This window comes from Candidatus Defluviibacterium haderslevense, assembly GCA_016712225.1.
Lineage (GTDB): Bacteria > Bacteroidota > Bacteroidia > Chitinophagales > Saprospiraceae > Vicinibacter > Vicinibacter haderslevensis.
Map to the genome: position 1 here is coordinate 3,746,200 of JADJRL010000003.1, position 15,667 is coordinate 3,761,866.

General features: G+C 33.1%; 9 protein-coding genes. 8 read left to right on the plus strand and 1 reads right to left on the minus strand.

Going from position 1 to position 15,667, the window contains the following annotated elements; translation table 11 throughout:
- Positions 1–148: 148 nt before the first annotated feature.
- The 8 genes from IPK88_14675 (at position 149) to IPK88_14710 (ending at position 13,855) form a co-directional block, all read left to right on the plus strand.
- Positions 149–3,400 (plus strand): PD40 domain-containing protein, encoded by a 3,252-nt coding sequence (locus tag IPK88_14675; GenBank protein ID MBK8244670.1) that lies wholly within the window; start codon positions 149–151, stop codon positions 3,398–3,400.
- A 148-nt stretch (positions 3,401–3,548) separates the two neighbouring features.
- Complete coding sequence (locus tag IPK88_14680; protein ID MBK8244671.1) at positions 3,549–6,029, plus strand: TonB-dependent receptor; 2,481 nt, start codon at positions 3,549–3,551, stop codon at positions 6,027–6,029.
- A 187-nt stretch (positions 6,030–6,216) separates the two neighbouring features.
- Positions 6,217–8,514 (plus strand): LTA synthase family protein, encoded by a 2,298-nt coding sequence (locus tag IPK88_14685; GenBank protein ID MBK8244672.1) that lies wholly within the window; start codon positions 6,217–6,219, stop codon positions 8,512–8,514.
- Between the two features lie 99 nt (positions 8,515–8,613).
- Positions 8,614–9,279: a hypothetical protein gene (locus IPK88_14690; GenBank protein ID MBK8244673.1), complete on the plus strand. Its 666-nt coding sequence runs from the start codon at positions 8,614–8,616 to the stop codon at positions 9,277–9,279.
- A gap of 21 nt (positions 9,280–9,300) precedes the next feature.
- Positions 9,301–10,314 (plus strand): hypothetical protein, encoded by a 1,014-nt coding sequence (locus IPK88_14695; protein ID MBK8244674.1) that lies wholly within the window; start codon positions 9,301–9,303, stop codon positions 10,312–10,314.
- 45 nt (positions 10,315–10,359) lie between these two features.
- Positions 10,360–11,934, plus strand: coding sequence for an OmpA family protein (locus IPK88_14700; protein ID MBK8244675.1), 1,575 nt, complete (start codon positions 10,360–10,362; stop codon positions 11,932–11,934).
- Between the two features lie 5 nt (positions 11,935–11,939).
- Entirely contained in the window at positions 11,940–13,040 is a 1,101-nt protein-coding gene (locus tag IPK88_14705; protein MBK8244676.1) for an ABC transporter permease subunit, read from the plus strand.
- Positions 13,041–13,045: 5 nt separating this feature from the next.
- Positions 13,046–13,855: an ABC transporter ATP-binding protein gene (locus tag IPK88_14710; GenBank protein ID MBK8244677.1), complete on the plus strand. Its 810-nt coding sequence runs from the start codon at positions 13,046–13,048 to the stop codon at positions 13,853–13,855.
- 104 nt (positions 13,856–13,959) lie between these two features.
- Here IPK88_14710 and IPK88_14715 read toward each other — a convergent pair whose 3' ends face one another.
- On the minus strand, positions 13,960–15,660 hold the full coding sequence (locus tag IPK88_14715) for an ABC transporter ATP-binding protein (protein MBK8244678.1): 1,701 nt from the start codon (positions 15,658–15,660) through the stop codon (positions 13,960–13,962).
- Between the last annotated feature and the right edge of the window lie 7 nt (positions 15,661–15,667).

The window sequence follows — 15,667 nt, forward strand, 5'->3', positions numbered from 1 at the left end:
TGTTATTTTATCATTAAAAATCCAAAGATAGAAGAAAGATTTATACCGTAATTGAATCATTTAAAATGATTATTGTACGAAATAGTTCGTAGAAAATTTCTAAATATTCCAAAAGATCCGTAGAATTGCGTCTTATAAACAAAAAAATATGAAACAAATAACCATTCTTTTCTTTTTGTCATTGACATTCAATCTTTTAGCTCAGGAAGCAAGGCTTTTGAGGTTTCCTACAAGCCACGATAATCGGATAGTTTTCTCTTATACTGGAGATTTATATACCGTAAATACTTCAGGTGGTGTAGCTAGGAAGCTTACCAATCATAATGGTCAGGAAATTTTTGCAAGATTCTCACCGGATGGAAAAACGATTGCATTTACAGGACAGTATGATGGAAATAGTGAAATTTATACCATCCCTTCCGAAGGAGGAATTCCTTCAAGAATTACTTATACTCCTACTTTAAATAGAGATGATGTTTCTGATCGGATGGGGCCCAATAATATATGCATGACTTGGAGAGATAATGAATCTCTCGTTTTGAGAACACGCAGCACCGATTGGAATGATTGGAAAGGACAATTATTTTTAGCAAAAACAAATGGTGCTCCCCTCGAGCAATTGCCATTTCCTCAAGGCGGTTTTTGTAGTTATTCACCCGATAAATCAAAAATTGCCTATAACAGAGTTTTTCGTGAATTTAGAACCTGGAAACGTTATCGCGGTGGTCAAGCTGATGAAATTTGGATATATGATTTTAATACCCACCAAACGATTAAAATAACAGATAATGATGCACAAGATATCATTCCAATGTGGTCAGGAAACAAAATTTATTATATATCTGATAGAGATGCTCGAATGAATATTTTTTGTTATGATTTAATTTCAAAAACAACAAAAAAAATAACAACATTTAAAGATTTTGATGTTAAATTTCCTTCTATCGGAGATCAATACCTTGTTTTTGAAAATGGTGGTTACATTTATAAACTGGATCTTAAGACAGATAAATTTGAAAAAGTAAACATTACCCTGCAAGAAGATTTTGCTATAGGTAGAAATAAATATGTTTCTGCTAAAGAAAATATTGAAAATTGGGAATTAGGTTCGGATGGAAATAGAGCCGTGTTTATTGCTCGTGGTGATATATTTACAGTTCCTGTAAAAAATGGTGTTATCAGAAATTTGACCAACACATCTGGAGTACACGAACGCTCAGCTACTTGGTCTCCTGATGGAAAAAATATCGCTTATATTTCTGATGCAACAGGTGAAGATGAAGTATATATTGTTGATCCAATGGGAAACTCAAAGCCTGCACAATTAACTCGCAAAAGTGATAATTACAAGTACGGACTAAGTTGGTCGCCGGATTCTAAAAAAGTAGCTTATAGTAATCGAAAACAAGAAGTTTATTATGTTGATATTACTTCTAAAGAATCTACATTGGTTATTGCAAATCCAGTTGGTGAGATTACAGATTTTAACTGGTCTCCGGACAGTAAATATTTAACTTACACCAATCCAATTCGTAAAGGAAATTCAGTGATTAATGTTTATTCATTAGCTGAAAAGAAAAATTATCCGGTAACTGATTCATGGTTTGATTCTTATAGCCCGAGCTTTAGTTCTGATGGTAAATATTTATATTTTGTGTCCCAACGAACTTTTGCACCATCTTACAATTTTGTCGAGTGGAATTATGCTTATTTTGATTTAGCAAAGATTTATTATTTGACTTTAAGAAATGATGTAAAGAATCCATTTGAACCAAAATCAGATGAAGTTGCGGTTAAAGAAGAAAAGAAGGAAGAAAAGAAAGAAGATAAAAAAGATGATTCTAAAAAAACAGAAGATAAAAAGACTGTAGAATCTTCAAAAAATATAGACTTTGACCAAATTGCAGGACGAATTGGTGAAATTCCAGGAAGTGCAGGAAATTATTTTGGAATTTCCTCCATAGGAGATAAAATTTATTATTTTAAATCTTCAATGGGAAATAAAAATAAAATGTATTTCTATGATTTAGTGGCACAAAAAGAAACTGAAATAGGAGACTTGTCTGGTTACTCATTTAGTGCAGATAATAAAAAGATGATGACCTCATCAAACAGCAATTATTATATTTTAGATATTCCAACTGGAAAAGTAAATCTTGAGACACCATTGAATCTATCAGATATGAAAGTCATGGTAGATCGTAAAGCAGAATGGAATCAGATTTATTATGAATGTTGGCGACAAATGCGTGATTTTTTCTATGATCCAAATATGCATGGAGTAGATTGGGAAGGCCTCAAAAAAAATTATGCAACATTGCTCCCATTTGTTAATCAAAGACAAGATTTAACCTACATTATTGGTGAACTTATAGGAGAGCTTAATATTGGTCACGCATATGTAGGTGGTGGAGATTATGTTAAAGCTGATCGTGTAAATATGGGCCTTTTGGGTGCCCGTTTAGCTAAAGATCCTTCCGGCTATTATAAAATTACAAAAATTTTTAAAGGACAAAATTGGGATCGAGTTACTAGATCGCCATTGACTGAAATAGGAGTTAATGCTAAAGAAGGTGATTATATCATTGCAATTAATGGCACAAAAACAAGTGATGTTGTCAACATCAATCAGTTATTGATCGCAACGGCTGACAAACAAGTTAAGTTGACTTTGAATTCCAAACCTTCCGAAGATGGATCCAGAGTTGTAACCGTAGTGCCAACTAATGATGAACAAAAGTTAATTTATTATAATTGGGTAGAAGAAAATTATGAAAAAGTAAATAAAGCCACCAATGGGAGGGTAGGCTATCTTCATATTCCTAATATGGGGAGTGAAGGTCTTAATGAATTCGTAAAACATTTTTATGCTCAATTAAGTAAAGAGGCTTTAATCGTTGATGACCGTGGAAATGGAGGAGGTAATGTCTCTCCGCATATTATTGAACGTCTTAGAAGAGAGCCGGTTCAAGTTACATTGATGAGAAACAGTATGCCTGCTTTTGAACCAAATGAACAAATTATTGGACCTAAGGTTGCCCTAGTTGATGAGTGGTCCGCTAGTGATGGTGACATCTTTGCATATAGGTTTAGAAAACATAATTTAGGTCCAATCATTGGAAAAAGAACTTGGGGTGGAGTAGTTGGAATTAGAGGAAGTTTGCCTTTAGTTGATGGAGGATATTTAAATAGACCGGAATTTGCTAGATACAATACTGATGGTACCAAATGGGAAATAGAAGGTCATGGTGTTGATCCGGATATAGTTGTAGATCTTGACCCTTATAAAACATTCAATGGAGAAGATGCACAGCTTGATAAAGCTATTGAAGTGATTTTAGCAGCAATGAAAAATAAGTCTTATAAAGAACCACCTCCACCAGCTTATCCAAAAAAATAGTTCATATTTTGTTCTTAAACGGGGGAGTGGCATTTAATTGAAGATGATTTAATGACTATTTGTCGATTATTGTAACCTATTTATAGAATATGATAATCGACAATAGTTTATTATTAGATCTTTGCAAATAAATATAAATATTATATTCATGAGATCTATTTCTGTTTTTATTATATTGTATTGCTTAGGTTTTTCTTCAAATGCACAAGTTGGAGGTATAGGAATGAATCAAGTTCCTGGTATTGGCAAAATTTACGGTCAAGTCATAGATTCCATTTCAAAAGAACCATTAGCCTATGCTAATATTGTTCTAAGAGAAGCGCTTGAGGATATAGAAAAGGATGGACAACTAACTTCTGACAATGGAAAATTCATTTTTAAGGAATTAAAAGGTATGAAGTATGAAGTAGTGGTAAGTTTTTTGGGCTATCGATCTAAAATTCTTGGGCCATACAAAATAAATAAGGAAACCATTGATCATAATTTAGGTAAGATTGAATTGAGTTCTTTAAGTTTAAATTTAGATGAAGTTATTGTAACTGGCGAAAAAGAACTTATTGAAAATAAAATTGATCGTATAGTATACAATGCAGAGCGAGATATAACTTCTAAAGGTGGAAATGCAGCTGATGTGCTTCGTAAAACTCCATTGCTTACAGTTGATATGGAAGGTAATGTCTCATTGCGAGGTAGTACCAACATTAAAATATTAATTAATGGGAAGCCTTCTTCCATTATGGCTGGCAGTGTTCCGGACGCGATGAAAATGATTCCTGCAGATGTTATTCAAAAAGTAGAAGTAATCACTCAGCCAGGTGCAAAATATGATGCAGAAGGTTCAGCCGGTATCATTAATATTATAACCAAGACTAAAAAAGTACGTGGAACTAGTGGCTCTTTTAATTTGAGCGCAGGAACAAGAAGTAATTTTTTAGGATTGAATTTATCTTCACGAGCTAATAACATTGGTTTTAGTGCCAATATTGGAGGGCATATGTGGCGAGGTAAAGGAACTTCAATTATTGATCGAACCAATCAGTTGTCTGCAATTAATTCTGTAGTGAGGCAGGAAGGCGAATCAAGTAATATTGGTGGTGGATTATATACTCAAGTTGGAATGGATTATGACATTAATGATAAAAATAGCTTGACACTTTCATTACGAACTCCCATTAATTTATTTGCCAATGATAATACCTTAACTACCTTCACTGGCGTTTCGAAGGATTCGGTTCCTTTTGATTTTAGAAGAGTGAGCGATGCTTTAAATAGAACGGTTGGTGCGGATGTGAATTTAGATTATAAAAAGACCTTTAGTAAAGATTCAGACCGAGAATTTTCATTGTCATCACAATATTCCTATAGCAATAGAAAAAATGACTATACTTCAGACGAATTTAATGAAAATAGTATTCTTACTTACCGGGAATTAAGTCCAAATCTAAGCAACAATCGAGAACTTATTTTTGCTGCCGATTATTTGCATCCTGTAAAAAAAGATATTAACTTAGAAATTGGTGCGAAAACCATTTTAAGAAATGTGGATAGTGATATTTACTATGATACATTGAATATTGGTACCGATCTATTATTAAGAGATAACACCAGGAATAATTATTTTATTTATGGACAGAATGTTGCTGCAGGTTATACTCAGATTACATTTCCAATAATTAAAAATTTAACGGGTCGAGCAGGAATAAGATATGAACATACATTTATAGATGGTGATGTTCAGAATGAAACAAGTTTTGGTAATGATTATGCTACTTGGGTACCTTCAGGACTTTTATCTTATGTGTTAAAGAAAAATACTACGATGAAGCTTTCCTATTCAAGAAGAATTCAACGGCCAAGTATGTTTTATTTAAATCCTTACATAAATTATAATGACCCTACTAATATTAGTTTTGGAAATCCTGAATTAAAACCTGAAATTACTGAATCCTTTGAAGCAACTTATGGTTATTCAAAAAATTTCAATAACGTTAATATTAGTGTTTATCACAAAATTACTAATGATTTAATTGACAATTATAGGTATATAGATTCATTGGGAATCATTAATTCGACCTACAATAATTTGGCAACGAATTATTCTAGTGGAGTGAGTATAAATGGAGGTATTTTTAAACTTGGAAAGATTATTTTAAACTCAACACTTAATATTTATTATCAGAAAATTGTTAGTGAACAATTTGTTGGAGTGAAAAGCAGTGCCTATAATTTTAGTTTAAATGGATTTGCTAATGTTAATGTAACTCCAGTTTGGGGTATTACTTTATTCGGATTAATTAATTCACCGAAATTAACCACTCAGGGAAAGCAAGCTACTTGGTTTGTGTATAATGTGGGGGTGCGAAGAGATTTGTGGAAGAAAAAGGGCGGCATTAGTATTGGTATTGATAACCCTTTTCACCCCAAAATGAATTTAAAAACCGAATTTTCTTCTTCTCAATTTTCCTATGTAGCTGATAATAAGGTCGAAGGGTGGGGTATTCGCGCTAGTTTGGACTATCGCTTTGGAAAGATGGAATTTGGTGGCCCTCAAAAGAAAAAGAGAAAAGGTAATCTAAATGATGACTTGAAGAAAGAAGAAGGCGATGGGCAGAACAGTGGCTCTCGTTAAAATAAGACGTGCTTATAAGAACTTTTAATATCAAATACAACTGATTATCCCATGATCAACCTTAATTTCTATATTTTATTTTATTCCCAATTGGAATGATAAAATAATATTTGGTTCTTGAAATTCATTTGAAAATTGAATATTTAACTTTGATATTTCTTAATTATCTTTAGTCAAATATTTTGGAATGGATCCTGTTTTTAGTAAGATACAACAAGGGGTATGGACTGTATGGATGATTTTAGCTCTGTTGTTGTATTTTAGGTTGAACGAGTTTATTCTTTTAAATCAATTGCATGATGTTCCTGATTTGGCCAGTAAAGAATGGTCCGGAAGTTTTAAAGATATTATGCTTGCTTCTCCTTTAATATTTTTCTTACTAATAGTTTATTTTATTGGAAATAAGTCATTGGATCTAATAATCTCTCTAATAGTAGGGTGTTACTCAATTCTTAATGTACTTATTTTGCAATATTTTTTCTATGGATTGCGACCTTTAGATACATTTGTTTATAGTTACCCGAAGAAAGAAATATTTTCAGCAATAAGTTCATCCAATCAATCTGTAGTATTAGTATTCATTCAATTTTTATTACCGATCTTGCTTATTTTATATTTTAAGAAAAAACGAATTTTTTTCAACTCTATATTGAATGTTAAATGGATATTAATTTTAAGTTTAATTGGAATTTCTTTTTTGATTGTATATAAAGGAAAGCTTTTTAAGCATCAGATTTCTATGAATAAATCTGTGTTTTTTTACCGGAATTCATTCTCTTACTTTTTAAATGGATCTGATGAATTATCAAAGATGGTTGGGATAGGATCAACATTCCAGGCCATTTTTCCGAGACCTGATAACATCACCAATTCTTATCCTCTTTTGCATAAAATGGATACTTTCAATACCATGGGTAAATATTTTATACATTCAGGTAAATCGCCAAATATTTGTATTCTAATAATCGAAGGATTGGGTGATAAATTTATTTCAAACTATAAAGGAATTAATCTAATGCCATTTTTGGATAGTTTGAAATTTCAAAGTTTATATTGGGATCGATTTTTTACAGTGGGAGAACGATCTTTTGCGGCAGTTCCAAGTTTGACTGGATCGCTTCCATACGGGGAGCGTGGATTTATGTTTTTGGATCAATTGCCATTGCATCATACTTTAATGAATGTGTTGAATCCCAATCATTATTCAAGCACATATTTTATTGGGCAAGGTGCATGGTTTCATAACACAGACGCATTATTTAAATACAGTAATGCCAAGTGCATTTTTGATAAAGATAGTTTTGATCAGAGATTCCAAAAAATTATAGTAGGCCAGGATAAATTCTTTTGGGGTTATAATGATAAAGATCTATTTGAACAATCCATTCAAGTAGTTAAGAAGCAAGGTTATAATACCCGATTGGACGTTTATTTTACAGGTTCTTCGCATGCGCCATTTCAGATTGCAGATGAATCAACATATCAACAGCGATTTATGGATTTGATTCCAGTGAATTCACCGTACAAGTTGCATTTTGAAAAATATAAACAACAATATTTGTCATTAATGTTTTTGGATGATGCATTGAGAAATTTTATTTATGCTTATCAGCAATTACCAGAGTTTGCTAATACGATTTTTATTCTTACAGGAGATCACCCCATGACAGAAATCCCAATTGAGAATTCTTTGTGGAGGTATCACGTTCCTTTATTGATGTATTCACCCTTGTTAAAGCAACCCCAAACTTTTCATGAAGTTGGATCACACCTTGATCTTTATGAAACATTATTGAGTTATCTGTCTCGCGATTATGGTATTAATATACCTGAAAATAGTGCCGCAATTGGTCATAAATTACGCTTTGAACCCAGGTACAAAGATCATAAAACAATAGCCTTTATGAATGACAACAGGGAAATAATTGACTTATTTGATAATGGTATATTCTTGGCTAACAAATCTCAATTAGCAAAAGTAGATTCAAATTTCAATTTAATTCCTTTTGATGATGCAGTTGTAAAGGATTCAATGATAAATAAACTAAATTGTTTCCAATTAATGTGCCGGTATACATGCCAATTTAATAAAATATTGCCACCAAAGGATTATTTTAATGGAATAGGTAAGAAAGATTATAAAGTATTATATAATGATTCTAAGCATGTGAGTAACGATGAATTTGTTGAAATTTCAAAAGATATAGAGATAAATCATCAATCCATTTTAATACAGCTTGATTTAGAGTTGTCTAATGTAATGAATTCATCATGCTTGTTTGTTGTTCAGGCAGTTGATTCAAAGGACAGTACGCTATATTGGGAAGGGCTTCAAATGAAGCCAGAGGAGACAAGACAAACTTTTAGTGTTAAGGTTCCTAGCCTTCCGATTCAAGGTGGGGCCCATAAATTGAAACTCTATCTTTGGAATAAGGATAAATTGCCATGTGGTTATAATCATTTAGATATTAAGCTTTATCAATAGCTGGTAAATATTTAGAATTGCTTAACTAAAATATCATATTTTACTTGCACTTTTGTGTTGGGTTAACAATCCAGTTCTTAATCATAAAATAAGCTTATTATGCCTATATTTGACAAACTTAAATCTATATTCATTGTCCCCGACAAAACGGAGAGTAATCAAGATGATTCATTAAATCCATCTGTTCCAGGTTCAGCACCGAACTCTGTCAATTCTGATTTATCTTCGAATCCTAGTGTAATTGGTTCTTCTTCAGAAAAATTTATTGAATTACTGTCTCAAGTCCTAGAGAAAAACAATCAGTCGGGCTTTGATTATCTGGAATATCGAAAGGCTGTTCAATCCGTTGCAAAATTACAATCAATGGATGAGCCAACACAATTTAAAACAGCTTTTGCTGCAGCTCAAGCCATGAATGTTCAACCAAATACCTTAATTGATTCTGCAAAAAAGTATTTATCCATTTTGGAGGTTGAAGAAACAAATTTCAATCAATCTGCAAATAATTATTTAAGTCAGCAAGTTGCTTCCAAAGAAGCCGAATCTAAACAATTAGTTTTACTGATTGAGCAAAAATCAGCTCAATTGAAATCACTAGAAAATGAGCTTAGTCAACATGAAACAAGATTGGGTAAGATAAAAATGGAATTGGAACAATCAAAATCTAAAGTTGACACCAACAAAGCACATTTTAAGCAAAGTTATTTAACGGTTGTCGACCAAATTCGGAAGGATGTCGAAAAAATGGAATCGTATTTAAAATAAATATCACATTTGTTGTAGTATATGGAATCACAGTTTAAGCAGAAAAGTTTTTGGTCAAGGCCAGAGGGAGTTACGGGTGGATTAATCTTAAGTGGGATAATTGCTGGTGGGGGCTTTTTATTGTATAAGTTTTTGCCCGTTTTAATTGGCATGCTATCTAACACTTTATATTTAGCTGGGATGCTGATCATTTTAGGAGCTTTGATTTATATTGCTTTGGATCCAAAAGCCAGGACCCTAATATGGTATATGTACAAGAGTGCTATGCGTTGGATTACGAGTTTGTTTGTAAAGATTGATCCTATTGGTATTCTTAAATCTTATGTTGAGGACTTAAAAGATAACTTGGGTAAAATGAACAAACAAATTACAAAGTTGAGATCTCAAATGCATTTACTTAAAGAGCAAATTTATAATAATAGTAAACAGATTAATACAAGTCTTGATCAAGCGAAACAGGCCCAACAGGTTCAGCAAGAATCGGTTATGGTTCTAAAATCTAGACAAGCTGGGAGATTAAAAGAATCTAATTTTAAATTAGAGGATTTGTATAGAAAAATGGAAATTCTATATAAAGTGTTGAACAGAATGTATGAAAATTCTGAAATAATGGCAGAGGATATTTCTGATCAAGTTAAAATTAAGGGTCAGGAAAGAGCAGCTATTCACGCCAGTCATTCAGCAATGAGATCAGCAATGAGCGTTATTTCTGGAGATAAAGACCAACGGGCGCTTTTTGATGAAGCCTTGGAAGCAATGGCTGACGATGTTAGTTTAAAAGTTGGTGAAATGGAACAGTTTATGGAATTATCTGAAAATTTCATGTCTTCGGTTGATTTACAAAATGGAGTTTTTGAAGAAGAAGGGATAAAAATGCTTGAACAATGGGAAAAACAAGGTGTTTCAAAATTACTGGGAAGTGATAAAGCCCTCCTAATAAAAGATGATAAACCATTAGATTTACAAGAAGTAGTTCCTGAACGTCAAAGTGTGGACCGACAAAATCCATACGATGATTTCTTTAATGACAAGTAATGATTTTTTATGTACATTTCCATTTGTTTCTAAACTAATAAAAATATGACCTCAAGATTGACTCCCTTTTCTAAGTTTTTAATGACTTTGGCCATTTTAGCTGGTATTTTCTTTTTGGGCAGATATGTGTTGAATAATACTTCATTTGGTAAGGGTTTAAAAGAAAAAAGTCAGGAAGTAGGTTCAAATAATTCAAATCCTACTCGTGATGAAGAGTCTTCAGGACCTTTGTCTAAGGAGGCTATAAATGTTGGTGTAGTTACTTGGGGCGGATATATTGGCGGCCAATATTTTAATGAAGGCTTCAAGGCTAATAGCCAATCTCGATTTCTGAAGGAATATGGATTTCCGGTCGAATTCAAAATTCTGGATGATGTGCCGGTCTCTCGTGAAGCATGGAAGAAAGATGCCGTAAATTTATTATGGTGTACGATTGATGCCTTGCCAACTGAGATAGCAGGTTTGGCTGATTATGATCCTGTTGTTGTTTTTCAAGCAGATTGGTCCAGAGGTGGAGATGCGATTGTAGTCCGTCGTGGTATAAATTCAGTCGCAGACCTAAAAGGAAAAAAAATTGCTGTTGCTGAAATGACACCATCTCATTCATTTTTACTTTGGATGCTTGAAGCTGGAGGGTTGAAGGCGAGTGATGTAGAAATTATTAAACAGGGTAGTGCCATTGATGCAGCACAAGTCTTTAAATCTCAACAAGTTGATGCAGCAGTAGTTTGGAGTCCAGATGATGTGGCCTGTCTAAAAGACGTGCCAGGGGCACGCATTTTAGAGAGTACACGTTCGGCTTCTAATATAATTGCTGACGCGTTTATTGCAAAACGGGCTTGGCTTGAAAAAAATCAAGAGAAAGTTCAAAAATTATATCAAGGTTGGATGATTGGAGCAGCTGAAATTAATGCTAGCGAAACAAATAAGAAAAAAGCAGCTAAAATATTGGCGGAAGGGCTAACAGGTTTTTCTGAAGAGGACGCTTTAGGTGCTATCAATAATGTTAGATTATGTACCCACGGAGATAATTTAAACTTCTTTGGCTTAAATGCTGATTATAAAGGTGTTTCAGCAGAACAATTGTATTCTAGAATGACCAGTTTATATAAAGGTTTAGGATATGCAGAAGGAAAAATTCCATCTTGGCGAACCATATTCTATTCAGATGCTATAAAAAGTGCTACGGCGTTAACTGGTACGGAACATGCAGGAGAAGGTCAAAAAGTTTTCACCAAAGCAAATGAGAATGAAGCTAAAACAAAAGAAGCCATTGCAACTAAGCATGTATCCATTAGTTTCAGAACCGGAGAATTCTTATTGGATGAAAATTCAAAATATATAATTGATAAAGAATTTGTTGAGATAGCTAAAGGTTTCTCAAATTCAAGAATACGTATTGAAGGAAATACAGATAATGTTGGTAGCGAAGCATCTAATATTTTGCTTTCTAAAAAAAGAGCTCAATCCGTGGTAGATTATTTAGTGAATACCCATAAAATGTCACGTAATAGATTTGTGGTTATAGGAAATGGTCCCAATAAGTCCATTGCAACTAATGATACAGAAGAAGGTAGGGCAAAAAATCGCCGAACCGATTTTGAATTAATTGGAGAATAAGTTTAATGATAAAACAATGGTTTAAATTGAGAGGTAATTTAGATGAACAATCATCTTGGGTTTTTACCATTTTGGGATTATTTATTACCATAACATTTTGGTGGATTTTGGCAGAGTTGTTTTCAACTAACAAGCCAATTGTAGAAAATTATCATTCGATATTACCATCTTCTTTAGATTCTATTCAAGCTGTATCTAGGGATTCTATTTTAAAATTAGATTCTATAAATTATGTCTCGGCCACGAGATTTGAAAAAGTATATCCGATTTTGCCAAGACCTGATAAAGTGCTTTTCGCATTTAAGGATTTATATTTTAAGGACAAATTAGTCCTGAACACAACACATTCTGTTTGGCTCAATATTCAAGGCTATTTTTGGGCTATATTTTTAGCCATCCCCATTGGATTTATTATCGGACTTTTTCCAATTTTTAAGGGTTTGTTCAGTAAGCAAGTAGATGCATTAAGATATTTGCCATTATCAGCTTTGACAGGTTTGTTTATTATTTGGTTTGGTCTTGGAGATTTAATGAAAATTGGTTTTCTGACTGTAGGAATTTTGGTTTATTTAATACCTGTAGTTGTGCAAAGGATTTCTGAAGTCGAAGATGTCTATGCTCAGACAGCATTTACCTTGGGCGCTTCTAGGTTCCAACAGATAAAACATGTTTTTTTTCCGGCAGTGATGAGTAAACTCATTGATGATATTAGAGTATTGACTGCGATTTCTTGGACCTATATTATTATAGCTGAATTGCTTAATAAAGAATCTGGAATTGGTTCTTTGATTTATACCAAAGCTAGACAAGGACAAATTGATAGAGTTTTTGCCTTGTTGGTGGTGATTACATTAATCGGTTTGCTGCAAGATAAAATATTTGGATGGATAGATAGAATTCTTCACCCTAATAAATATACAAGTATGGAATTACCTGGTACTTTCGAAGCCAAATTAGGTTTGTTTATGATTCTTGGGTCCATTTGTTTAGGTCTTATCTCAACTAATGTATTGGGTTTATCATTTTTATTGAATGTGGCTATTACCTTGACTGCCATTGGATTTTTAATAATCCTTTACAGCTATTTTAAATTAAAGCAAGCTTAAATTCTATGAGTTTATTTTCTAAATCGGATTTACCTAAAATAATTGAATTAAGAAATATAAATCAAACATATGATGGTGGTAAGACTATGACTATAAAAGATTTTAATTTAGTTATTGTCGATAAACCAGCTCAAGGTCAATTCATTTCTTTATTGGGTATGTCGGGTTGTGGGAAATCTACCATTTTAAGATATATAGCTGGATTGCAACAGCCTACTTCAGGCGAAGTTTTCGTTCACGAAAAATTAAGAACAGACCAAGATCATGTTGGTATGGTATTCCAACAGTATTCCTCATTTCCTTGGATGACCGTTATTGATAATGTTGCCATTGGTTTACAATATAAAGGTCTTTCCGAAAAAATTCGGAATGAAAAGGCGATGGAGATGATTGAATTGGTTGGTCTTGCTGGCCATGAAAAAAAATTTGCACAGTATCCAAATTTGTCAGGTGGACAATTACAAAGAATTGCCATCGCTAGAAGTTTGTTAACCAATCCGGAAATTCTTCTTATGGATGAACCATTTGGAGCGTTGGATATTAAAACGAGGTTGCAAATGCAAGAATTGCTACTTGCTCTTTGGAATAAATTTCATTCCACCATAGTTTTTGTTACACACGATATCAATGAGGCAGTTTATTTGTCTGATGAAATTTATATTCTTAAATCGCAACCTTCAAATATTGCTCACAAAATGGTTGTCGATCTTCCATTGATCAGAAATCGAGAGTTGAAACGTTCCGACAAATATATTTCCCTAGTTCAGGAATTAGAAGATCGAATGCTTCATATAAGTGAAACGAAATTAAGTTAATAATTACATTTCTTAAATGTTAGTTTGAAATGTATTGATGTAATTACTATTCGTTGTATTCAGAATGTTAATTATATCTTCAAAGTTTGTAATAATGTCTTAACTTATTTAGGTATTGCTTCTATTAGCTTTTGTGTATATGCTGTTTTAGGTTGATTAATTACTTCATAAGATTTTCCTTCCTCGATAATTAATCCATCTTTCATTACCAATATTCGGTCTGCCATAAAATTTACAACAGAGAAATCATGACTTATAAATAAATAGCTTAGTTTAAATCTTTCTTTTAAATCTTGAAATAAATTAAGAATTTGTGCCTGAATAGAAACATCAAGAGCAGATACCGATTCATCACAAACAATAAATTTCGGTGATAAGGTTAATGCTCTTGCTATACAAATCCTTTGTTTTTGTCCTCCTGAAAACTGATGCGGATATCTTTCATAATGATCTGCCTTCAAGCCTACTATTTCAAGAATTTCAATTGCTTTTTCTTTTCTTGTTTTCGAGTTATTATGTATTTGATGGACTTGCATGGGTTCAATAATAGCCGATCCAATTTTTTTTCTAGGGTTTAAAGCAGAGTAGGGGTCTTGGAAAATGATTTGCAAATCTTTCCTTAAAGGGCGCCAATCAGATGGGCTCAATGTTAAGAGGTTTTTTTCTTTATATGTTACGGATCCTTCATGTGTTTCTAATAACCCTAATATACTTTTACCTAGACTAGATTTTCCACTACCAGACTCCCCAACTAGACCTAGCACTTCCCCGGGATAGATTTCAAATTGAGCTTTTTTAACGGCCTCAAACCATGTTTTTGGTTTTCCTAACCATGTTCTTGATTTTACAAAACGAGTGCTTAATTGATCTACGGTAAGCAAAGGAACTTGATTATGTAATTCATCCATGTGTCTATCTTGATCGACTGAATGGATCAACTTAGTTTGGTCAAACCAAAATTCTTTAGTTTTGCCATCCAAAAAATCTTGTACCGTTGGTAATCTCTTTAATTTTAGTTTTAAGGGTGGTCTGCAATTGATTAATCCTTGAGTATATGGTTGTTGAGGATTTGAAAATATTTGGGCGCTCGAATTTTGTTCAACTATTTTTCCATTTTGCATTACAATAACTCGGTCGCAAATACTTTTTACAAGACCAAGGTCATGTGATATAAAAAGTAAGGTTAAGTCCATTTCGTCCTTTAACTTCTTTAATAAGTCTAGGATCAATTTTTGAATACTGACATCTAAAGCGGTAGTTGGCTCATCAGCAATTACAAGTTTTGGATGACAACATAAAGCAATAGCAATTAAAATTCTTTGCAATTGACCACCCGAAAGTTGATGAGGATATGAGCGAAAAATCCTTGTAGGGTCTTGCAAACCCACTTTAGTAAACCATGATTCTGCAATAGATTGAATGTCTCCCTTATTACATTTGTTATGAGCTAACAATGCTTCTCCAAGTTGATACCCACAAGTCAATACCGGGTTAAGGGCGGACATCGGTTCCTGAAATATAATGGATACTTCGGCACCACGGTAAGGCCTAATTTCCGGCTCACTCATCAGCATAAAATCTTTATCTTCTCCCTGCCATAATATTTGTCCGGAAAGGTATTGGGCATTAGGGGATAAAAGCTTCATTATACTCATGGCAGTAACTGTTTTGCCTGAGCCTGATTCTCCAACCAATCCTATAGTTTCACCTTTGAGGATTTCAAAATTTACATGCCGTACAGCGTCTATGCGATTTCCTTCTTGTAAGAATGATATGCTTAAATCTTTTACCTGTAGTAGATTCATCGCCGAA